We start from the raw sequence: 21,354 nt of genomic DNA, 5'->3' as shown, positions 1-21,354 counted from the left end.
GGAGCGCCCGTGAAACCCATCTGCTTCTACTACGGCGACGGCCGGCTCGACCGGCTCGCCGGCTACGACAAGGTCGTCCTGCAGACCGGCTTCTACGGCGCGGCGCAGCTCGACGTGCTGAAGCGCCAGGGCGTGCACACGCTCGGCTACCTGTCGCTGTCGGAGGACGTCGGGCCGCCCGCGCCGTGGCAGCGGCCCGAGCGCAACCCGGACTGGGGCGGCGCGTTCGTCCACGTGGGCGATCCGAGCTGGGTCGCCCACGTGGTCGACCAGGCCAAGGCGGCGATCGCGACCGGCTTCACCGGGCTGTTCCTCGACACGCTCAACCTGGAGCAGACCTACCCCGAGGACCTGCCGCACCTGCTCGCCCTCATCGCGGCGATCAGGCAGGAGGCAGGGCCCGACTACCTGCTGGCCAACCGGGGCTTCGGGCTGCTGCCCCGGATGGCCGAGCTGGTCGACGGCATCCTGTTCGAGTCGTTCTCCGCGCGCTGGGTCGACGAGCACTCCTACGCGCCGTGGCCCGACGACGTGCTGGAGGTGCACGCCGCGGTGGCCGAACGGCTCCTGGAGCACGACCTCGACCTGTACGCGCTGGACTACGCCGACACCGACGAGCTGGCCGACTTCGCCCACCGGCGGGCCACGGAGTACGGCATGCTCTGCTTCGTCAGCGACCGCGTCCTGTCGCGCGCCTAGCCCGGGTTCGCCGCCCGAGCGGGCTGTCCGGCCGGGGTGAGCGTGATCGCCCCCGACGGGCAGAGGGTCGCCGCCCTGCGGACGGCGGCCTCGTGTTCCGGCGGCGGCACCGGTTCGAGCAGGATCACCCGGCCGTCGTCCTCGTTCTGGTCGAACACCGTCTCGACGGTGAGCGCGCACATGCCCGCTCCGCAGCAGCGCTCCCTGTCCACGTCGATCCGCATGGGCTACTCCTCGTCCCAGGTCACGGGGAGCCGGTGCACGCCGTAGATCATCATGTCGGTGCGCAGCGGCACCTCCTCCGGCGGTACGGCGAGCCGCAGCGTCGGGAACCTGGCGAACAGCGCGGGCATGCCGACCCGCATCTCGACCCTGGCCAGCTGCTGGCCGAGACACTGGTGGATGCCGTGGCCGAAGGCCACGTGACCGGCGGTGGCCCGGCCCAGGTCGAGCGTGTCGGGGTCGGCGAAGTGCGCGGGATCGCGGTTGGCGGCGGGGATGGAGACCGTGACCGACTGCCCCGCCTTGACGAGTTGCCCGCCGATCTCGACGTCCTCGAGGGCGGCCCTGACAGTGCCGGGGACGATGCTCAGGTAGCGCAGGAGCTCCTCGACGGCCTTGTCGGCGAGGTCGGGGTCCGCGCGCAGGGCGGCGAGCTGGTCGGGGTGGTCCATGAGCGCGTAGGCGCCGAGCGCCAGCATGTTCGCGGTGGTCTCGAACCCGGCGCCCATCAGCACGCCGCCGATGTTGGTCAGCTCCTCGTCGGTCAGGTCGGTGCCGCTGATCAGGTCGCCGAGCAGGTCGTCGGTGGGCTCGGCGCGCTTGGCGCGCACCAGCTCCGACATGAAGGACTGGACCGCGCCGAAGGCGGCGATCTTCTCCTCGGTAGGGACCTCCAGGCTCATCAGCTTGGACATGTCGCTCTGGAAACCGGCACGGGCCGCCGTCGGCACGCCGAGCAGCTCGCAGATGACCAGGCCGGGGACGGGCAGCGCGAACGCCTCCATCAGCTCGGCCGGCGGGCCCTGCCGGTCCATGGCGTCGAGGTGCTCGGCGGTGATCTCCTCGATCCGCCCGGTCAGCCTGCGCATCCTGCGGACGGTGAACTGGCCGGTCAGCAGGTGCCGGTAGCGGGTGTGCTCGGGCGGATCCATCGAGGTGAAGATCCCGGGCGGCGCGGGTTGCGCCGGGCCCCCGCGGGTGCCGGCCAGCGGGTTGTGGATGAGGTCGGACCGGTGGCTGAGACGGGGGTCGGCCAGGACGGCCCGCACCAGGGCGTGGCTGGTGACCAGCCAGCCGACGTGGCCGTCGGGGTAGGTCATGGGGCTGATCGGATGGTCCTGGCGCAGCCCGGCGAGTTCCTTCGGCGGGTCGAAGGGACAGCCGGCGGCGCGGGTGACCGGCATCGGCGCCGGCTCGGGGGACGAGGGTCCTGACATGTCATTCCTTCCCAGACTTGGCGGATACGTGACGGAGGAGGCCTCAGCCGGCCGGGATGTCGCGACGGCGCAGGCCGAGGAGGCCGAGCAGCACGAGCGCCGCGGCCATGACCGTCAGGACGGCGAGCGGCGGCACCGCGAACTCCCCTCCGGGAAGCTGCGGGATGTGGTTGAACGCCGACAGGTCCAGCACCCACCGGCTGAGCTGCAGCTCGCCGCCCAGCCAACCGAGCAGCAGGCTGGCGAGCAGCACCGCGAACGCGCCCGCCACCAGGCGGGGCCACAGGCCGAACAGCGCGAACCCCAGCCCCGCGAACAGCCACACCGCGGGCAGCTGGACGAGCGCGGCGGCCAGGATCCGAGGCAGGTCGCGGCCGAGGTCGCCGGTGTTGAGCCCGTGCGCGAAGCCGGCGGCCGCCCCGAAGGCGGCCAGTCCCAGCACCGGGCCGAGCAGGACGAAGACGAGGTGGCCGCCCGCCCACCGCAGCCGGTCGACGGGCGCGGCGAGCAGGGGTTCGGCGCGCCCGCCGCTCTCCTCCGCCCTGAGCCGCAGCGCGGTCTGGATCGCGAACCCGGCGTTGATCACGGCGAACATGGTCATCATGCCGACCAGGTACTGGTCGACGACCGTGCCAGGGCCGCCCAGCCGGGCCAGGACGTCGCGTGCGGCGGGGGAGCCGTTGTTCATGAGCTCGCCGATGCTCTCGGCGATGCCGCCGAGGCCGAGACCGACCACGGCCAGGCCCGCGGTCCTGCCGGCCAGCGATCCGCGGTGCAGCCGCCAGGCCAGCCCCAGAGGCGAACGCAGTCCCGGCGGGGCGACGGCGGGGCCGACCCTGGCCGCGAGCAGCCCGTTGCCGAGGTCTCGCCGTCCGGACAGGGCGACGGCCGCCGCGGTGAGCGCGACGGTGGCGCCCACGGCGAGCGCGATGATCCACCAGCGCTCGTCGTGGAAGGGTTGCAGCCGGTGCGTCCAGCCGATCGGCGACAGCCAGGACAGCCAGCCCAGCCGGCCGCCGGACAGCCCGCTGACGTCGCCGATCCCGCGCAGCAGGAAGGCGACGGCCAGGACGACGACGGCGATGCCACGGGCGGTGCCCGCCCCCGCGCTGAGCTGGGCGGCCACCGCGCCGATCGCGGCGAACACCCATCCGGCGCTGGCCAGCTCGAAGCCGTAGGCGAGCGATCCCGCCGCCGGCAGGCCCTGGCCGATCATGGCCAGCGCCGAGACCGCGCCGAGGACCAGGCAGGCCCCGCAGGTCATGAGGAGAGCGGCGGCGATGGTCGCGTGCCGGGAGACGGCGGTCGAGCCGATCAGCTCGCGCCGGCCGGCCTCCTCCTCGGCCCTGGTGTGCCTGACGACGGTCAGGAGGGCGACGAGGCCGATCACGACGGGGACGAAGCCGGAGCGCCAGGTGACCATCTCGCCGAGGGTGGAGCCGTGCAGCGGGCCGTACGCCACGGTGAAGGCGGTGTTGTGCAGGCTTGTCTCCATGTACTCATGGCGGGCCTGCGCGGTGGGGTAGGCGCCGTTGAAGGCGGCCACGAACACCGGTGGGACCAGGCAGGGGAACAGCACCCACAGCGGCAGCAGCCACCGGTCGCGGCGCACCGCGAGGCGGATCAACCGCCCCGTACCGGTCAGCGCCGTGCCGGTCAGGGCGGTCATCGGGCCGCCTCCGCGTGCTTTCCGTTGCCCGCCGCGGCCCGGTCGTAGTGCCGAAGGAACAGCTCCTCCAGCGTGGGCGGGTGGCTGACGAGGCTGCGCACCCCGGCCGCGGAAAGGCGGCTCAGCGCCGGGCCGAGCGCGGCGGAGTCGACGTCGAAGCGGATCCTGCCGTCGTCGGCGCGCACGTCGTGGACGCCCGGCAGGCCGGCCAGCCCGTGCGGCGGCCCGTCGAGCTCGGCCTGGATGGTGGTGCGGGTCAGGTGCCGCAGCTCGGAGAGCGTGCCGGTCTCGACGGTACGGCCGTCGCGGATGATGGTGACCCTGTCGCACAGCGCCTCGACCTCGGACAGGATGTGGCTCGACAGCAGCACGGTCCTGCCGCCGCGCCGTACCTCCTCCCTCACGGTCTCGCGGAAGACCTCCTCCATCAGCGGGTCCAGGCCGGAGGTCGGCTCGTCGAGGATGAGCAGGTCGACGTCGGAGGCGAAGGCCGCCACGAGCGCCACCTTCTGCCGGTTGCCCTTGGAGTAGGCGCGCCCCTTCTTGCGGGGGTCGAGGTCGAAGCGCTCCAGCAGGTCGGCGCGGCGGCGCGGGTCCAGCCCGCCGCGCAGCCGGCCGAGCAGGTCGATCACCTCCCCGCCCGAGAGGTTGGGCCACAGCGTGACGTCGCCGGGCACGTAGGCCAGCCTGCGGTGCAGCGCCGTGGCGTCGGCCCACGGGTCGCCGCCGAGCAGGCGGGCGGTCCCCGCGTCGGCGCGCATCAGGCCCAGCAGGATCCGGATCGTGGTGCTCTTGCCGGCACCGTTGGGCCCCAGGAAGCCGTGGACCTCTCCGGTGCGTACGGCGAGGTCCAGGCCGTCCAGTGCCGTGGTGGAGCCGAACGTCTTGACCAATCCCGCCACCGAGACGGCGTCAGTCATGGTGATGCTCCTCGTGTTGGCGGAGCGTTTTCTGGGGAGCTCCGCGCTCTGTCGTGGTCCGCTCGGGCTGGAGCCGGTCGAGCGCCGCTCTGGCCTCGGCGGCTTCCTCCAGGCTGAGCATGGGGTGCGAGTAGAGGTCGATGAGGGCCCGGGCCAGCAGCAGGTCGCCCTCGGGGGTGGACAGGTCGACGCCCATGCCCCTGGAGACGTGCTTGCGCAGGACCGCGATGGCCAGCGCCATGGCGGTGCCGATGGTGGCCCTGACCTTCCTGTCGACGTCGGGGACGTCGGGACGCCTCGCGTCGGCGTCGGCCAGCCACTGCTCGCTGAGCTCGACCATCTCGTCGAAGACGACCTCGGCCGATCCCTCCGCCAGCGCGCGGGCCAGGTAGCGCTGGTAGGGGCCCATCGCGGTGTTGGCGGTGGCGACGGGGTTGGACCTGTCGAGCGCGTAGCCCGATCTGACCTCGTCGTTCAGCCTGCGGATCATCTTGGTCAGGTACGCGTCGCAGGCCTCACGGAGCGCCTGCTTGGAGCCGAAGTGGTGGCGCACCAGGCCTGACGACACGCCGGCGGTCTCGGCGATGCCTCTGATCGTGGCCCGTTCGAACCCGTGCTCGGCGAAGTGCTGCATCGCGGCATCCCTGATGCGGGCGCGCGCGGTGAGGTCCTCGGGGTCGGGTCCGGTGGTGGTCACGCTCATCCGTCCTATCCATGTGTATAAGTCACTACTCGCTCATATAGGAGGCTACACACGTGTGTAGCCGGTGTCCAGCCGCCTTCTTCTCCAGGTGGTCCGTACCGGTATTGACCGGGATGCGAGCGGGTGATCTTATGTGTCCAAAGCTGCACCCTTGTGGGGTGGAGTGATCAAAGGAGGACGCGTGCCCCCCAAACGTCCCGTTCTGATTACCCTTGTGACAGCCCTAGCCGCCTCTTCTCTCCTCACCGTCATGCCTGCCCAGGCAGCTCCCGCCGATCTCGCCGACCGGCTCTACCCCACTCCGCAGGAGGTCACGGCCGGCGGGGACGACTTCTCCCTCACCCCCGTCGTGGGGCTGGTCCGTACCAGCAGAAGTGACCCGCAGGCCGAGACCGTCGTCAGGAAGGCGCTGCAGGCGGCCGGGGTCAAGCGGATCGAGACGACCGACGGCGCGGACCCGAAGACGCCCGTCACGCTCTGGCTGGGCGGCGGCAGCGACAGGCTGGGGGTGAAGGGCCCCGAAGGGCTTCCCGCCGAGGGCTACGTGCTGGCGACGGGCAAGGGCGCGGGCGGCGGCACGCACATCGCGCTCGACGGCGTCGACGCCGACGGCACCTACTACGCCGCGCTGACCTTCGCCCAGCTCGTCCGCAAGCGCCGCGGTACGGACCGGGTGCCCGGCGTGGTCGTGCGCGACTGGCCGGCCATGGCCTACCGGGGCTCCATCGAGGGCTTCTACGGCACGCCGTGGTCCCACCAGGACCGGCTGGACCATCTCGACCACCTCGGCGCGCACCGGATGAACACCTACGAGTACGCGCCCAAGGACGACCCCTACCACCGCGACAAGTGGCGGGAGCCGTACCCGCAGGACAAGCTGGCGCAGCTCGGCGAGCTGGTCACGCGGGCCCGCGCGAACCGGGTCGACTTCACCTTCGCGATCTCGCCGGGGCTGTCCATCTGCTACACCTCGGCCGGCGACGTGAACAGCCTGCTGGCCAAGTTCGACGCGATCTACGCGCTCGGCGGCAGGTCGTTCAACGTCGCGCTGGACGACATCGACCCCAACCGGTGGAACTGCGAGGGCGACCGCGCGAAGTACGGCGCCAAGGGGCCGGGCTGGGCGCAGACCGACCTGCTCAACACGGTGCAGGGCTGGGCGCGGGGCAAGGGCGACGTGGCGCCGCTGCAGACCGTGCCGACCGAGTACTACGACGCCACCGACACGCCCTACAAGAAGGCGTTCAGGGACAACCTCGACCCCGAGGTGATCGTCCACTGGACGGGCTGGGGCGTGGTCCCGGCCGCGATACTCAAGCGGGAGGCCGCCGCGGCGCGGGCGGTGTACGGCCACAAGATCCTGGTGTGGGACAACTACCCGGTCAACGACTACATCCCCGGGCGGCTGCCGATGGCCGCCTACACCGGCCGCGAGAACGGCCTGTCCGAGAGCCTGACCGGCATCATCTCCAACCCGATGAACCAGGCGGCCGTCAGCAAGGTCGCCCTCTACTCCTTCGGCGACTTCGGATGGAACGACCGCGCCTACGACGCCGAGCGGTCGTGGCTGCGCGCGCTGTCCGAGGTGGCCGGCGGCGACCAGGCGACCGTCCAGGCGCTGCGCGATTTCGCCGACCTCAACACCTTCGACGGCACGCTGCACGCCAGGCAGGCGCCCGTCCTGGCCGCCGCGATCGCCAAGGGTGAGGGGCTGCGCGCGCTCGCCGAGCGGTACGCCAAGGCCGCCGACCTGATCGCCCGAGGGGTGGCTGACCGCGCCTTCCTGGAGGAGGCGAAGTCGTGGCTCGACGCCGCCAGGCTGTGGACGACGGCCATGGTCAAGGCCCTCGACCTGACCGACGCCGTCCGCGCCGACGACGGCGGGCGCGCGCTGGCCCTGCGCGGCGAGATCGCCAGGCTCGTCGCCGACGCCAAGGCCATCAGGGACGTACGGCAGCCGCACGCCACCACCTTCCCCAAGGTCGGCGACGGGGTGATCGACAGGTTCGTCACCGACGCCCTCAAGGCCCACGACGCCTGGGTCGGGGTCGACGCCCGGCGCCCGATCGCCTCGAGCACCCTCGCCGTCTACTCCGGGCACCTGCCCGAGTTCATGACCGACCGCGATCTCGGCACCTTCTACTGGAGCACCGCCCCGCCCGGCCCCGGCGACGCGGTGACCGTGGACCTCGGCTCGGCCAGGACCATCGGTGACGTCGCGGTGCTGATGGGCAAGAGCTCGAGCCCGGACGACTACATCCACGCGGGCGTCCTGGAGCACTCCCTCGACGGCGTGGGCTGGACCGAGCTGACCACCGGCACCACCGCCGAGGTCAGGGCCAAGGCGCCGCAGGGCACCCTGGCCCGCTACGTCCGCTACCGCTCGACCGGCGGGCAGGACAACTGGCTGGTCGTCCGCGAGTTCGAGGTCGCCACGCTCGACGAGGGCGAGACCAGGCTCACCGCGAGCGGCGCGCCCGCGGGCAACCTGGCGGCCACCGTCGACGGCGACCTCGACACCGTCTACACCGCGTCGGCGGCTCCCGCCGACGGCGAGGCCCTGCAGGTGACGCTGTCCAGGACGCGGCAGATCGACAAGGTGATCGTCGTCGGCACCGGGTCCGCCGAGGTGCAGGTCAGGACGGACGGCCAGTGGCGGGGGATCGGGGCGCTGGCCGGGCCGTACACCGAGCTGGACGCCGCCGGCGTGCGGGGCGACGCCGTACGGCTGGCCTGGACGGCGGGGAGCGCGGCGCCGCGGATCGCCGAGGTCGTCCCGCGCTACGCCGACGTGCCGGCCGTCGACCTCACGGTCGCCCCCGGCGCGGTGGCGGCCACGGCGGGCGGGAAGGCGAGCGCGGCCGCGGTGCTGACGTCGCGCCTGGCCAGGCCGGTCGAGGGGACGCTCGCGGTGAGCGCGCCCGAAGGCTGGACCGTCGCCCCGGCGGACAAGCGGCTCACCGTGCCCCGCGGCGGGCAGGTCACCGTCCCGCTGGAGATCACGCCGCCGGCCGGGGCGGCGGGCCGTACCGAGACGGTGACGGTGCGCTTCGGCGAGGTGAAGACCGAGGTGAAGGTGGCCGTCCACCGTCCGGTGGCGCAGGCCAACCTGGCGCTCGGCAGGCCCGTCACCGCCTCCAGCGTCGAGAGCGGCACGGCGTTCGAGGCGGCCAAGGCGGTGGACGGCGACGCCGGCACCCGCTGGTCGTCCAAGGCCGCCGACGGCGAATGGCTGCGGGTGGAGCTGGCCCAGGCGACCGACATCGGCAAGGTGGTGCTGCGCTGGGAGACCGCGCACGCCGCCGCCTACCGCGTCGAGATCTCCGCCGACGGCACCACCTGGCAGCCGGTCGCCGACGTGAGCGCCGGTGACGGCGGGGTGGACGAGCTGTGGATCGACACGCCGAACAGCGCGCGCTTCGTGCGCATGCAAGGGGTACGGCGGGCCACGGGCTTCGGCTACTCGCTGTGGGAGATGGAGGTCCACGCCGCCACCTGACCGGCCAGGGTGCGGGCCGGCCGGCCCGCACCCCCGCCTCGTTTGCCGAGTCGGGATGAGCGATTGGTCTTGCGTGGACTTCCCGGGGGCAACGGAACAACCATGAGGAACGGGATGAGTGTCAGGCGACTGGAATCGATGCTCCCGTTCCTCAGCAGGGACCTGGCCATCGATCTGGGCACCGCCGCCACCCGCATCCACGTGCGCGGCAAGGGCCTCATGCTCAACGAGCCGTCCCTCGTCGCCGTCGACTCCGAGACCGGGCAGTTCGTCGCGTTCGGCGCGGAGGCCGGCAGGCAGCGGGCCGGGGTGGTCACCGTACGGCCGGTCAGGAACGGCGCGATCGTCGAGCCCGACGCGGCCCGCGTGATGCTCCGCCACTTCGTGCACAAGGTGCACGGCCACCCGTACGCCAGGCCGAGGATGACGATCGCGGTCCCGGGCGGGATCACCGCGATCGAGCGGAGGGTGATGGTGGAGGCGGCCTACGAGGCGCAGGCCCGCCAGATCATCTTCATGGAGCAGCCGCTGGCCGCGGCGCTCGGCGCGGGCCTGGCGCTGGGCGACCCGATGGCGGCCATCGTCGTGGACGTCGGCAGCGGCACCACGGACGTGGCCGCGGTGTCGATGGGGAGGGCGGTGGCCGTCCGGTCGATGCGGACGGGCGGCGAGGCGATGGACGCGGCGATCAGGCTGGAGGTCCGCCGCGCCCACGGCATCGTCATCGACGACCGGACGGCCGAGACGCTCAAGGAGCAGATCGGCTCGGCCTGCGAGCCGTCCGCGGGCCGGCGGATGGAGGTGAGCGGGACCCATCCGCGGCACGGTGCGCCGATGTCGGCCATGGTGTCGGCGGAATGCGTGCACGAGGCGCTCGACCCTGCGGTGCGGGCGATCGTCGAGGCGGTGCGCGAGGTGCTGGAGTCGTGCTCGCCGGAGATCGCCGCCGACGTGGCCAGGCGCGGCCTGCTGCTGACGGGCGGCGGCGCGCTGCTGAGCGGGCTGCCCAGGAGGCTGCGCCGCGATCTGGGCATCCCGGTCGCATTGGTGAACCGGCCCCAGCACACGGTGGCGCTGGGCCTGGGCATGTGGGCGGCGCGCAACTAGCCGGGCATCCGCTCCAGCAGGCTCTTCATGTCGTCGGCGTGCTCCTCCTCCTTCGCCAGGAGCTCCTCGAAGAGGCGGCGCGTGGTGACGTCCTTGTCGCCGAGCCACTGGACGATCTCGGTGTAGGCGGCGATGGCGATGCGCTCGGCGACCAGATCCTCCTTGATCATCTCGATGAGTCCAGGGCTGGCGTCGTACTGCGAGTGCGAGCGGGCGGTGAGCGTGTCGGGGTTGAGGTCGGGCTGGCCGCCGAGCTGCACGATCCTGGCGGCCAGCTTGTCGGCGTGCTCCTGCTCCTCGGCCGCGTGCTCCAGGAACTCGGCGGCGACCGACTCGGCCATGATGCCGGTGGCGGTGTAGTAGTGGCGCTTGTAGCGGAGCACGCAGACGATCTCGGTCGCCAGCGCCTCGTTGCACACCTGGATCACCCGATCCAGGTCCGCCCCGTAGGCGTCGGTGATGGGGCCCTTGCCGATCTCGGCCCTGGCGCGCTCGCGGATGGTCTTGATGTCGGTCAGGAACTCAGCCATGGCCCGCATATGCCCTCCCTGTCCGAAGTGACGCACCAGCGGCCCGCAAAGGATGGCCCTGCACTTCGTGTACGGCCGGCGGCCGGCGCGCTCTACAGGTAGAGCCGCAGCAGGTCGTCCTCGGTCTCGCGGCGGACGATCGCGCGGGCCGCGCCGTCCCGCACCGCCACGACGGGCGGCCGGGTCACGTGGTTGTAGTTGCTGGCCATGGAGCGCTGGTAGGCGCCCGACACCGGTACGGCCAGCAGATCGCCTGGCCGGACGTCGTCAGGCAGCGGCAGATCCCTGACCAGCACGTCGCCGCTCTCGCAGTGCTTGCCGACCACGGTGAACGGGCTGAGCGGCGCGTCGGAGACGCGGTTGGCCAGCGAGGCGGTGTAGGCGGCGCCGTACATGCCGGGGCGGGGGTTGTCGCTCATGCCGCCGTTCACGCTCACGAACCCGCCCTTGATCGTGCCGATCTCGTAGAGCGCCACCGTGGACGGCCCCGCGATGGACCTGCCGGGCTCGACGGCCAGGTGCAGGCCCGCCGTCTCCTTCCTGAGCACCGTGAGCAGCTCGGCGGGCGTCGGCGGGGTGGGGTCGTCCGGGGTGTAGGCGATGCCGAGGCCGCCGCCCAGGTCGAGCCTGGTGACGCCGACGGACGCGGCGAACTCGGCCATGCGGGCGGCGGCGACGCCGAAGCCGTCCAGTTCGGTGATCTGCGAGCCGATGTGGGAGTGCAGGCCGTACAGCTCCAGCGAGGGCTCGGCGGTCACCCGCTCCACCGCGAGCGCGGCCGCGCCGGCGCTCAGCGAGAAGCCGAACTTGGAGTCCTCGCCGCCGGTGGCGATGAAGGCGTGGGTGTGCGGGTCGACGCCCGGCGTCACCCTGATCATCACCCGCTGCCGGACGCCCAGCGAGGCGGCGATCGCGGCGAGCCTGGAGATCTCGGTGAAGGAGTCGACGACGACGCAGCCGATGCCCCACGCCACGGCGCGGCGCAGCTCGGCGGGCGACTTGTTGTTGCCGTGGAAGACGACCCGCTCGGGCGGCATCCCGCCGGCCATGGCCACCGCGAGCTCCCCGCCCGTGCAGACGTCGAGGGACAGGCCGAGCCGGTCGAGCCAGCGCACCACCTCGGGGCACAGGAACGCCTTGCCGCCGTAGTGGACGTCACCGTCCGGCAGCGCGTCCAGCCACGCCCGCGCGCGGGCGGTGAAGTCGGCCTCGTCCAGCACGTAGGCGGGCGTGCCGTACACACGGGCCAGCTCGACCGCGCCGATGCCGCCGAGATGCAGCTCCCCGCCGTCCCACGTCGCGGTCTGGGGCCAGATGTCCAAGCTCATGAGGCGCGAGCGTAAGCAACCACGACGCCTCGCAGGGCGGAGCGTCGATGGATTCGTTGGTGAGGGTCGCATGCCTTCACGAGGCTTGGTGGCGCATGACGGCCTGGCCACGATGTGGAGCCATGCGAAAACACCTGGTCATCGCCCTGGCGGCGGTCTGCGCGCTGGGCGCGGGATGCGGGAGGTCCACCTCGGGTACGGCGGCGCCCACGCCGCCCTCCTCGACCGGCAAGAGCGCCAAGGACCTCGTCCCCGACGCCGTGCGGAAGTCGGGCGAGCTGCGGATGGCGACCTCGGAGGGCTACCCGCCGATGGAGATGTACAAGCCGGGCACCCAGGAGATGACCGGCGTCGACGCCGACCTGGCCGTCGCCGTCGGGGCGCGGCTCGGGTTGCGGACCCGGATCATCAACGCCTCCTTCGACGGCCTCATCCCGGGGCTGCAGGGCGGCAGGTGGGACATCGCCATGGCCGCGCTCAGCGATCTGGAGCAGCGCCGCAAGGCCGTCGACTTCGTCGACTACTTCAACGCCGGCGGCTCGATCATGGTCAGGAAGGGCAACCCCGAAGGCATCAAGACCCTCGCCGACCTGTGCGGCAAGAAGGTCGTCCTGGCCAAGGGCAGTTCCAACCTGGAGATCGGCAAGCGCCAGAACGACAAGTGCGCGCAGAAGATGGAGATCATGCAGAGCGAGGACGCCCCGACCGGCCTGCTCACCATCGACTCCGGCCGCACGGTCGCCACGATCGTCGACTCGCCCGTGGCCGCCATGTACGCCAAGGAGACCGGCAAGTACGAGGTCCTCCCCGAGCAGTACGACGCCGGACCGTGGGGCATCGCGATCGACAAGAAGCAGACCGGCCTGCGCGACGCCGTCGCCAAGGCGCTGCAGGAGCTGATCGACAGCGGCGAGTACGGCAAGATCCTGGAGAAGTACGGCACGACGGCGAACGCCGTGGCCAAGGTCACGATCAACACCGGCCCATGACGGAGCTTCGGATCGAGGCGGTGAAACCGCCCAGGCCGGGACGGCTCGTCGCGGCGGTGCTGGCGGCGCTGGTGATGGCGTGGCTGATCTACACCGTCATCGTCAACCCCAACCTGCACTGGGACGTGATCGCCGAGTTCCTGCTGGACGGGCGCATCCTGGGCGGCCTGTGGATCACGATCGCGCTCACCGCGCTGTCCATGGTCATCGGCGTCGGCCTCGGCGTGCTCGCCGCCGTCATGCAGCTGTCGGACAGCCCCGTGCTGCGCGGCGCGGCCGGCCTGTACACCTGGTTCTTCCGCGGCACGCCGCTGCTGGTGCAGCTCATCTTCTGGTTCAACATCGGCCTGGTCTTCCCCGAGATCGGGATCGGCGTCCCGTTCGGCGGGCCGATGTTCCTCCAGTGGCCGGCCAACGAGCTGATCACGCCGTTCACGGCGGCGCTGCTCGGGCTGACCATCAACGAGGGCGCCTACATGGCCGAGATCGTCCGCGCCGGCATCCGCTCGGTCGATCCCGGCCAGCAGGAGGCGGCCGAGTCGCTCGGCATGACGCACCGGCAGATCCTGCGCAGGGTCGTGCTGCCCCAGGCGATGCGGGTGATCATCCCGCCGACCGGCAACCAGTTCATCTCGATGCTGAAGACCACCTCGATGGTCTCCGTCATCTCCGGCGCCGAGCTGCTGACCGTCTCCCAGCGGATCTACCTGGACAACTTCGAGGTCATCGCGCTGCTGGTGGTCGCCTCGACGTGGTACCTGCTGCTCACCAGCGTGGCCACCGTCGGCCAGCGCTTCCTGGAGAGGAGGTTCAGCCGTGGCCACTAGCATGGTGAAGATCGAGTCGGTCAGGAAGCGCTTCGGGCAGCTCGAGGTGCTGAAGGGCGTCAGCCTCGACGTGCCGGCCGGCTCGGTGGTCTGCGTGGTGGGTCCCTCCGGTTCCGGCAAGTCGACGCTGCTGCGCTGCGTCAACCGGCTGGAGACGATCGACGCGGGCCGGGTGTGGGTGGACGGCGAGCTCATGGGCTTCGCCGAGAAGGGCGGCAGGCTGCACCTGCTGCGGCCCGACGAGCTGTGCCGGCAGCGGCAGGAGATCGGCATGGTCTTCCAGCGCTTCCACCTGTTCCCGCACATGACCGCGCTGGAGAACGTCATGGAGGGCCCGTGCACGGTCAAGCGCGTCTCGAAGGCCGCGGCCACCTCCCGGGCGCTCGCGTTGCTCGACCGGGTGGGCCTGGCCGACAGGGCGGGGCACTACCCCCGGCAGCTGTCGGGCGGCCAGCAGCAGCGGGTCGCGATCGCGCGCAGCCTGGCCATGAACCCGAAGCTCATGCTGTTCGACGAGCCGACCAGCGCGCTCGACCCCGAGCTGGTGCAGGAGGTGCTGCAGGTCATGCGCGACCTGGCGGCCAGCGGGATGACGATGATCGTGGTCACCCACGAGATGGGGTTCGCCAGGGAGGCGGGCGACCACCTGGTGTTCATCGACGACGGCGTGATCGTGGAGGAGGGCCCGCCCCGCGAGGTGCTGTCCCGGCCGCGTCACGAACGCACCCGCGCCTTCCTCGGGCAGGTCTTGTGAACGGCGCACTCCTCGGGAAGGGTTCGGCTCCGTGAGCCTCGACGTACTGATCAGCGGTGGCCTGGTGGCCGACGGGACGGGCGCGCCGTTGCGCCGGGCCGACGTCGGCGTCACCGGTGACCGCCTCGTCCTGCTGCCCCAGGGCGGCCCGGCCGACGGCGGGGGAGCGCGGGTGATCGACGCCACCGGGCTGGTGGTCGCTCCCGGCTTCATCGACGTCCACACTCACTCCGACGGGGTCTCCCTGCTCGGCGAGGCGGGCAGGCAGCTGGCCGCCGCCCCCGTGCGCATGGGTGTCACCGTGGAGATCTGCGGCAACTGCGGGTCGAGCCTGTTTCCCGCGCTGCCCGAGCGGGTGCCGGCGCTGAGCCGGTCCAGCAGGGCGGGCTTCGGCGGCGACATCCCGATATTTCAGGACTACGGGGCGTTCGTGGAGGCGCATGAGCGGGCCCCGCGGTCCAACCATCTGACCTCCCTCGTCGGCCACGGCACCCTCCGAGCCGGCGTGCTCGGCTACGAGGACCGCCCGGCCACCCCGGCCGAACTCGACACCATGTGCGCGCTGCTGGACGACGCGCTGGCCGCCGGGGCGGCGGGCCTGTCCACGGGGCTCATCTACACCCCCGGCACCTACGGCGACACGGCCGAGGTGGTCGCGCTGGCCAGGGTCGCGGCCAGGTACGGCAAGCCGTACGTCACCCACCTGAGAGACGAGATGTCCCGCGTCGAGCAGGCGCTGGAGGAGGCCGTCGAGATCGCCCGCAGGAGCGGGGCCGCGCTGCACGTCAGCCACCACAAGACCGCAGGCAGGCACGCCTGGGGCAGAACCCGGCGGACGCTCCCGCGCATCGCCGAGCTGCGGGCCCAGGGCATGGACGTCACCTGCGACGTCTACCCCTACACCGAGGGCAGCACGTCGCTGTCGGCGATGTTCCCCCCGTGGGCCAACGACGGCGGCACCGAGGCGTTGCTCGAACGGCTGCGCGACCCCCTCCAGCGCGACCGGATGCGCCGGGCGATCGATGAGGGCGTGCCCGGCTGGGAGAACACGGTCGGCAACGGCGGATGGGACCGCATCTCCGTCGCCTGCGCCGTCAACCAGCCCGAGGTCGAGGGCCGCACCATCGCCGAGCTGGGCGGCGACCCCGTGGACACGGCCGCCGAGCTGCTCCTCGCCGAGGAGGGCGAGGTGACGATCATCAGCCACTCGATGCGGGAGGACGACGTCCAGCGGGTCCTGGCCAGCGAGTTCGCCATGATCGGCTCGGACGGCGTGCCCAAGCCAGGTCATCCGCACCCGCGCCTGGCCGGCACCTTCCCCAGGGTGCTCGGCCGCTACTCCCGCGACCAGGGCCTGTTCCCGCTGGAGGTCGCCGTCCACAAGATGACCGGCATGGCGGCCGACAGGTTCGGGCTCACCGGCAGGGGAGTCGTGCGCGACGGCGCGCACGCCGACCTGGTGCTGCTCGACCCCGAGACGGTGGCCGACGGCGCCACCTACGCCGATCCGCTGCTGCCGCCCACCGGCATCCGGGCCGTCGTCGTGGCGGGCCGGGTCGCCGTGGAAGACGGCACGCTCACCGAAGACAGACCAGGAAGGATCATCGGGCGGTGAACGACATCACGCTCGCCGTGGCGACGCGCGATCTGGTGACGGGAGAGTTCCACGGCGTCAACGAGGACGCCGAGCTGCCGCTGGCCAGCGTCGGCAAGCTGCTCCTGCTGGCCGAGGTGGCGATGAGCATCGAAGGCGGCATCCTCCACCCCGACACGCCCGTGACGCTGCACGAGGACGACTACTGCGGCGGCTCGGGGCTGCTGCTGTCGCTGTCCGGGCGCAGCTGGACGATCGGCGACCTGGCCCTGCTGACCGCCGCGATCAGCGACAACACCGCCACGAACGCCCTGCTGCGGAGGGTCGGCGTGGACCGGGTCAACGCGGCGGCCGCCGCCCTCGGCCTGTCGAGAACCCGGCTGCTCGACCGCATCAGGGAGCCGCGCGGCCCCGAGGATCCGCCGACGTTCGCGATCGGCACCGCCGCCGAGCTCTCCGGCCTGGCCGCGCTCGTCGCGGGCGCGGGCGGCTGGCAGGTGCTCATGCGCGGCTGGATGCAGCAGAACACCGACCACAGCCTCGTCCCCGCCCTGGTCAGGCACGATCCCGAGGGCGGCTGGCTGGCCAACAAGACCGGCACCGACGACGGCGTCAGGTCCGACGTCGGGATCATGGACGGGCGGATCGCCTACGCCGTGCTCGCCCACGGTCCCTCGGGCAGCGAGCACGAGCTGGCGTCCGCCGTACGGCAGGCGGGGCTGGACATCGCGGCTTGCCTCAGCGCAACGAGGGCTCCAGCGAGTTCCTGAGCTGCGCCGAGGCCGTGCGTAGGTAGGCGAGGAAGGACCGGGCGGCCGGGTTCGGGTTGGTCGGCCGCCTGGCCACGCCGATCCTGCGGAACAGGTTCGGCGTGGCCAGGCGGCAGGTGGTCAGCCCCGTCGCGCCCTGCAGGCCGAGGCTCGGCACCAGCGCGACGCCGAGCCCGGCCCGCACCAGGCCGATCGTCACCTCGTAGTGGTCGCTGCGGCAGCGGATCTGCGGCGAGAAGCCCTCCAGCGTGCTGGCCCGCTCGAGGATCGACACCGGGTGCTCGGCGCCGAACGTGGTGATCCACGGCTCGTCGGCCAGGTCGGCCAGCCGTACTCTGGGCCGCTGGGCGGCGGGGTGGCCGGCCGGCACCACCAGGAGCTGCGGCTCGTCGAACAGGTGCACCACCTCCACCCCTTCGGGGCACTGCCACGGGTCGAGGGCGTGCTCGAAGACCACCAGCACGTCGAGCGCGCCGCGCTCCAGATCGGGCAGCAGCTCGTACGGCTGGCCCTCCACCAGGTCGAGCGCCACCTTGGGATACCGGGAGGCGAACCGCGACAGCGCCAGCGGCAGCAGCCGGTAGCCCGCGGAGGCGAAGAAGCCGATACGCAGCTCACCGGCGTCCACCCTGGCCTGGGCGAGCAGGTCCTTCTCCGCCGCCTCGATGATGTCCACCACCTCCTGCGCGCGGATGGCGAGGCGGCGTCCGGCCTCGGTCAGCCGCAGGCTCTGCGCGTTGCGCTCGACCAGGCCGACACCCGCCTCCTGCTCCAGGCGGGACAGCTGGTGGGACACCGCGGACGGCGACAGCTTCAACACTCTCGCCGCACCGGCGATGCTGCCCGTCCTGAACACCTCAAGCAGGACACGCAGCCGGTTACTACTCAACACGTGACCAAGAGTATGAGCCTGATCACCGAACCGCACCAGCGGTGTCGGCATGCTCCCGCCGCGACGGGCGTCATCGGGATCCACGCGCGACACCCCGGAGCGGGGCGGGCGACAGTCAGGAGCACATGCCGGCCGGGTACGGCCGGCCGGGGAACAGCCGCCGCCAGCCCGCCTCGTCCAGCGCGCCGCCCGCCTTCGCGCAGACGGCCTTGGCGGCCAGCGCCGGGTCGACGGGGCTCTCCCGCACGGTGCCGTCCTCCCGCAGGCCGATCAGCCTCGCGCCGTCGGCGCTGAAGGCCACGTCAGCGATGTCCTGGCCCAGCGGCACCCTGCTGATCTCGCGCAGCGTCGTGGCGTCCCACAGCGTGGTGTGGTCGCCGCCCAGCGCCAGCAGCGTGCCGTCCGGGGAGAACCTGATGCTGGCGCCCGGCACCGCGCGCCTGACCGTCTGCGGGGGCCAGGTGCTCAGCCTCCACACCGTGAAGAAGTCGGCGTCGATCACGAAGGCGGCCGTGCGGCCGTCGGGCGCGAAAGCGCCGGCGAAAGTGCTGCCGCCCAGTTCGGTGACCTTGCCCGACGACAGGTCCACCAGGTCGCGTCCCGCGAACAGCCGCCTGCCGTCGGGGGAGAAGACCAGCGGCCGGGCGATCGTGGCGAGCGGGCCCATGACCGGCTCGCCCTCCGGCACGCTCCAGATTCTCAGCTCGCCTGCGGCCGAGATGGCCAGCCGCCGGCCGTCGGCCGACAGCGCCACGTCGTCGACCGGGCCGGTGGGGATCGCGAGGACCTGGGTGCGGCTCGCCACGTCCCAGACCGTGGTGTCCTGCCCGCCCACCGCCAGTAACCTGGCCGCGCCGTCGAAGGAGAGCTCGCCCGCCACGGGGAGGCCGCCCATGAGCGCGCCCGTCGCCGTGTCGTGCAGGTCGGTCCGCTGTCCCCGCTGGACGGCGGCGACGCTGCCGTCGGGGGAGAGCAGCCGCTGCGGCGGTGCGCCGGCGATCCGCGTGGCCAGATCCCAGCGCCGCAGCCGGTCGTTCCGCCGGCCCAGCAGGCTGGTGCCGTCGTCGGCGAGGCGGTAGGCCGTGCCGGCCACCGGCTCGGGGTCGCTGAAGGTGTCGAGGTCGCTCTGGCCGAGCGAGCGCTGCAGGGCGTCGCGGGCCTCCGGCACCGGCGCCAGGGTCCACGCGGCCACGCTCAGCTTCATCGCGGTCATGGGGTCCGCGCTGCGCAGGCTCTCGGCACGCGCCGCCACCTCCCGGGCGCTCTCGTGGGCCGCGTCGCGGGAGCCGTCGCCGGACGTGCCGCGGGACGGTTCGCGCGCCGCGTCGCGGGAGGGGTCGTGGGCCGCGCCGGCGAGGTCGCCCGTGCCCGCCTGCCGGTGGCGGGACAGCCCGTCCGTCACGGTCACCACCGTCGCCGCCACCGCCACCGCCACGGCCGCGGCCAGCCCCGCCACCAGCATCCTGCGTCTGTGCCTGCGCCGCCGGAAGGGCGTGACGTCCTCGGCCCACGTGCGCAGCCTCGGCCACGCGTGGAACAGGGCCTGGCTGGCCGGGCCCACCGAGTCGTCGGCGACGGCGACCAGCCGGCCCTCCGGCCTGTCGGCGGGCGGCACCGCGATGCTGCGCCGTACCAGGAGGCCCGCCTCGGTCAGCGCGGCGACCGCCGGGTCGTCGCCGACCTCGGCCAGCGGAAGCCTGCCCGGCTCGCGCATCCGCAGCAGGATCTCCGGGAGCGTCGACTGCTGCTCGGGCGGCAGGCTCTGGTAGACGCGCTCGGCCACGTCGCCGAGCGCGGGCGGGCCCGTCAGCCCCTCCGGCGGCCTGATCTCGGCGGCCAGGTGGGCACCGACGGCCGGCTCGGCGCTGCCCGTCAGGCCGATCAGCAGCTCGCGCGCCGTGGGCCGGTCGCCGGGCTCCTTCGCCAGCGCCCTGGCGGCCAGGGACCTGAGCGGTTCGGGCAGGTCGCTCACGTCGGGATCGACGGTCAGCACCGCGTGCATCAGCTCGCCCAGGCTCTCGGCCGCGAAGGGGTCGCGGCCCGTCGCGGCGAACAGGACGGCCGCCCCCCACGAGAACACGTCCGCGGGCGGCCCCGCGGCGCCCCCGGTGAACACCTCGGGGGTGGGACGCTGCGCGTCGGCGGTGCCGACACCGGTGACCCTGGGACCCTCGGAGCCCAGCCGCAGGCAGCCGGGCCCCAGATGGAGGTGGACGGCGCCGGCGTCGTGGATCGCGACCAGCGCGGTGGCCAGCGCGACGGCGATCCTGTGCAGCGCCTCGCCCGCGTAGGGGCCGGCATGCGCGACCGCCTCCCGCAGGCTGGGCCCCTCGACGAACTCGCTGACCACGTAGCCGGGCCCTGACTCGACCACCCTGGCCACGCAGTGCGGCGCCACCACGGGCGCCCTGCCGCGCGCCATCTTGATCACATAGCGTCTGCCCCCACGGTCATAGGCGTCGAAGCAGGAGCCGAGCCGTCCCGCCAGCCAGTAGCCGCCCAGCCGGTCGGGATCGTCGGGAAGCAAACGCGTCGTCACTGCAGCTTAGATGCGCCGATCCCGGATTTGGTTGTGACCCATTCGCGGCGCAGCACCGACATGACGATCTCGTCGTGCCACACGCCCTCCCACAGCAGGGCGTCGCGCAGCACACCCTCCACGACGAAGCCGGCCTTCTCGTAGACGTGCCTGGCGCGCTCGTTGAAGGCGTAGACGCCCAGGCTGACCCGGTTGATCGGGGTGGTGGCGAAGACGTGGCCGAGCACCAGCCTGATCGCCTCGGTGCCGAAGCCCTTGCCGAACACCCGCGACCCGATCAGCGCGATCCGCAGGTTGCACGAGAGGTTGTCGGCGTCGAGCTCGTTGAGCACGATCTCGCCGACGTACTCGTCGCCGTGGCAGATCGCCAGGTCGAGCCGGTCGTCGTGGTCCTTGCGGGTGGCGTACCACATCGTGGCGCGCTCGCGGTCCACTCCCGCGCGCGATCCGGTCAGCCGTCTGACCTCCTCGTCGGAGGCCAGTTCGAGCAGGCCGTCGACGTGCTCGGCGCCGACGGGGCGCAGTGTGATCCGCTCCCCGGTCAGGGTGGGTTTGGTGACGAACATGCGCTCTTCCTATCGGATGGCGTCCAGGGCCTGTCCCGCCGCCTCCTGCGGCGGCGTCGACGTCGTGTCGACCCGCAGGTCGGCGACCTGCCTGAAGTACGGGTCCCGCCTGGCCTTCATGACGGCGGGGTCGAAGTCGGGGCGGTGGTCGCTCGACCGCATCCGCTCCGCCAGCACCTCGGGGGGCGCGTCCAGCCAGATCACGAACGCCTGCCGCAGCGCCGCGCGCACCTCGGGGCGCTCCACGGTGCTCGCCGCCGCGGCCACGACCTGGTCCTCGCTGAGCGCGTCGAGCACGTGCTCGGCCTCCCGCTCGTGCAGGACGTCGGCGCCCTCCGTCCTGGCGATCTCGGCCGCGCTGCTGCCGTACCGGCGCCTGAGATAGGAGTCGCTGTCGCTCATCGGCAGGCCGAGCGCCTGCGCCAGCAGCAGGGCCACGGTGGTCTTGCCCGACCCCATCAGCCCGATGACGACGACGGGTTTGTTTCTCGACATGGGGATAGAGGTTTCCTTGGCTCTAGGGAGGTAT

19 protein-coding genes are annotated in these 21,354 nt (G+C 72.4%); 8 read left to right on the top strand and 11 right to left on the bottom strand.

The genetic code is table 11. The features are described from left to right. The first annotated feature begins 9 nt into the window (after positions 1-9). On the top strand, positions 10-699 hold the full coding sequence (locus tag ABZX22_RS26725; RefSeq protein ID WP_354913806.1) for a hypothetical protein: 690 nt from the start codon (positions 10-12) through the stop codon (positions 697-699). Here ABZX22_RS26725 and ABZX22_RS26720 read toward each other — a convergent pair. Genes ABZX22_RS26720 through ABZX22_RS26700 form a run of 5 tightly spaced genes read right to left on the bottom strand, consistent with a single transcriptional unit; the run spans position 696 to position 5,430 of the window. After that, a complete protein-coding gene (locus ABZX22_RS26720; RefSeq protein WP_354913804.1) occupies positions 696-923 on the bottom strand; it encodes a ferredoxin in 228 nt (75 codons plus the stop codon). The genes ABZX22_RS26725 and ABZX22_RS26720 overlap by 4 nt on opposite strands. Positions 924-926: 3 nt before the next feature. Further along, entirely contained in the window at positions 927-2,138 is a 1,212-nt protein-coding gene (locus ABZX22_RS26715) for a cytochrome P450 (RefSeq protein ID WP_354913802.1), read from the bottom strand. A gap of 43 nt (positions 2,139-2,181) precedes the next feature. Further along, on the bottom strand, positions 2,182-3,807 hold the full coding sequence (locus tag ABZX22_RS26710; RefSeq protein WP_354913800.1) for an ABC transporter permease: 1,626 nt from the start codon (positions 3,805-3,807) through the stop codon (positions 2,182-2,184). Then, positions 3,804-4,727, bottom strand: a complete 924-nt coding sequence (locus tag ABZX22_RS26705; RefSeq protein ID WP_354913798.1) for an ABC transporter ATP-binding protein — start codon at positions 4,725-4,727, stop codon at positions 3,804-3,806. The genes ABZX22_RS26710 and ABZX22_RS26705 overlap by 4 nt, the downstream gene beginning before the upstream one ends. Next, positions 4,720-5,430 (bottom strand): TetR/AcrR family transcriptional regulator, encoded by a 711-nt coding sequence (locus ABZX22_RS26700; RefSeq protein WP_354913796.1) that lies wholly within the window; start codon positions 5,428-5,430, stop codon positions 4,720-4,722. Before ABZX22_RS26700 ends, ABZX22_RS26705 begins: the two co-directional genes overlap by 8 nt. Positions 5,431-5,680: 250 nt before the next feature. Between ABZX22_RS26700 and ABZX22_RS26695 the strand changes: the two genes are divergently transcribed. Together ABZX22_RS26695 and mreB are read left to right on the top strand one after the other, a co-directional pair. After that, positions 5,681-8,929, top strand: coding sequence for a beta-N-acetylglucosaminidase domain-containing protein (locus ABZX22_RS26695; RefSeq protein ID WP_354913794.1), 3,249 nt, complete (start codon positions 5,681-5,683; stop codon positions 8,927-8,929). A 114-nt stretch (positions 8,930-9,043) separates the two neighbouring features. Further along, positions 9,044-10,036, top strand: a complete 993-nt coding sequence (mreB, locus tag ABZX22_RS26690) for a rod shape-determining protein MreB (protein WP_354913792.1) — start codon at positions 9,044-9,046, stop codon at positions 10,034-10,036. Here the strand turns inward: mreB and ABZX22_RS26685 are convergent. Continuing rightward, the gene (locus ABZX22_RS26685) at positions 10,033-10,575 is read right to left on the bottom strand and encodes a ferritin-like domain-containing protein (protein WP_354913790.1); all 543 of its coding nucleotides are present in this window, start codon (positions 10,573-10,575) and stop codon (positions 10,033-10,035) included. The genes mreB and ABZX22_RS26685 overlap by 4 nt on opposite strands. Positions 10,576-10,658: 83 nt before the next feature. Continuing rightward, positions 10,659-11,894, bottom strand: a complete 1,236-nt coding sequence (lysA, locus tag ABZX22_RS26680) for a diaminopimelate decarboxylase (RefSeq protein ID WP_354913788.1) — start codon at positions 11,892-11,894, stop codon at positions 10,659-10,661. 122 nt (positions 11,895-12,016) lie between these two features. On the opposite strand from lysA, the gene ABZX22_RS26675 reads away from it, so the two are divergent. From ABZX22_RS26675 to ABZX22_RS26655, 5 genes are read left to right on the top strand one after another with little or no spacing between them, the layout of a single operon-like run. Continuing rightward, positions 12,017-12,883 carry an ABC transporter substrate-binding protein gene (locus ABZX22_RS26675; RefSeq protein ID WP_354913786.1) on the top strand — a complete coding sequence of 289 codons (867 nt, stop codon included), beginning with the start codon at positions 12,017-12,019 and terminating at the stop codon, positions 12,881-12,883. Beyond that, positions 12,880-13,710: an amino acid ABC transporter permease gene (locus ABZX22_RS26670; protein ID WP_354913784.1), complete on the top strand. Its 831-nt coding sequence runs from the start codon at positions 12,880-12,882 to the stop codon at positions 13,708-13,710. Before ABZX22_RS26675 ends, ABZX22_RS26670 begins: the two co-directional genes overlap by 4 nt. Before the next feature lies 1 nt (position 13,711). Next, positions 13,712-14,464 (top strand): amino acid ABC transporter ATP-binding protein, encoded by a 753-nt coding sequence (locus ABZX22_RS26665; protein ID WP_354913833.1) that lies wholly within the window; start codon positions 13,712-13,714, stop codon positions 14,462-14,464. Positions 14,465-14,495: 31 nt separating this feature from the next. After that, the gene (locus tag ABZX22_RS26660; RefSeq protein WP_354913782.1) at positions 14,496-16,079 is read left to right on the top strand and encodes a D-aminoacylase; all 1,584 of its coding nucleotides are present in this window, start codon (positions 14,496-14,498) and stop codon (positions 16,077-16,079) included. Further along, positions 16,076-16,828, top strand: a complete 753-nt coding sequence (locus tag ABZX22_RS26655; protein WP_354913781.1) for a serine hydrolase — start codon at positions 16,076-16,078, stop codon at positions 16,826-16,828. Before ABZX22_RS26660 ends, ABZX22_RS26655 begins: the two co-directional genes overlap by 4 nt. On the opposite strand, the gene ABZX22_RS26650 is transcribed toward ABZX22_RS26655, so the two are convergent. The 4 genes from ABZX22_RS26650 to ABZX22_RS26635 all read right to left on the bottom strand — a co-directional run bounded on the left by ABZX22_RS26650 (position 16,797) and on the right by ABZX22_RS26635 (position 21,320). Next, on the bottom strand, positions 16,797-17,720 hold the full coding sequence (locus tag ABZX22_RS26650) for a LysR family transcriptional regulator (RefSeq protein ID WP_354913779.1): 924 nt from the start codon (positions 17,718-17,720) through the stop codon (positions 16,797-16,799). The genes ABZX22_RS26655 and ABZX22_RS26650 overlap by 32 nt on opposite strands. A gap of 115 nt (positions 17,721-17,835) precedes the next feature. Then, a complete protein-coding gene (locus ABZX22_RS26645; protein WP_354913777.1) occupies positions 17,836-20,259 on the bottom strand; it encodes a hypothetical protein in 2,424 nt (807 codons plus the stop codon). Beyond that, complete coding sequence (locus tag ABZX22_RS26640) at positions 20,256-20,825, bottom strand: GNAT family protein (RefSeq protein ID WP_354913775.1); 570 nt, start codon at positions 20,823-20,825, stop codon at positions 20,256-20,258. Before ABZX22_RS26640 ends, ABZX22_RS26645 begins: the two co-directional genes overlap by 4 nt. A 9-nt stretch (positions 20,826-20,834) precedes the next feature. Then, positions 20,835-21,320, bottom strand: a complete 486-nt coding sequence (locus ABZX22_RS26635; protein ID WP_354913774.1) for a shikimate kinase — start codon at positions 21,318-21,320, stop codon at positions 20,835-20,837. Between the last annotated feature and the right edge of the window lie 34 nt (positions 21,321-21,354).

The organism is Nonomuraea sp. NPDC003804 (genome assembly GCF_040610675.1).
GTDB lineage: Bacteria > Actinomycetota > Actinomycetes > Streptosporangiales > Streptosporangiaceae > Nonomuraea.
Note: the sequence above shows the minus strand (reverse complement) of the source record. Positions and strands in the feature narration are given on the sequence as shown.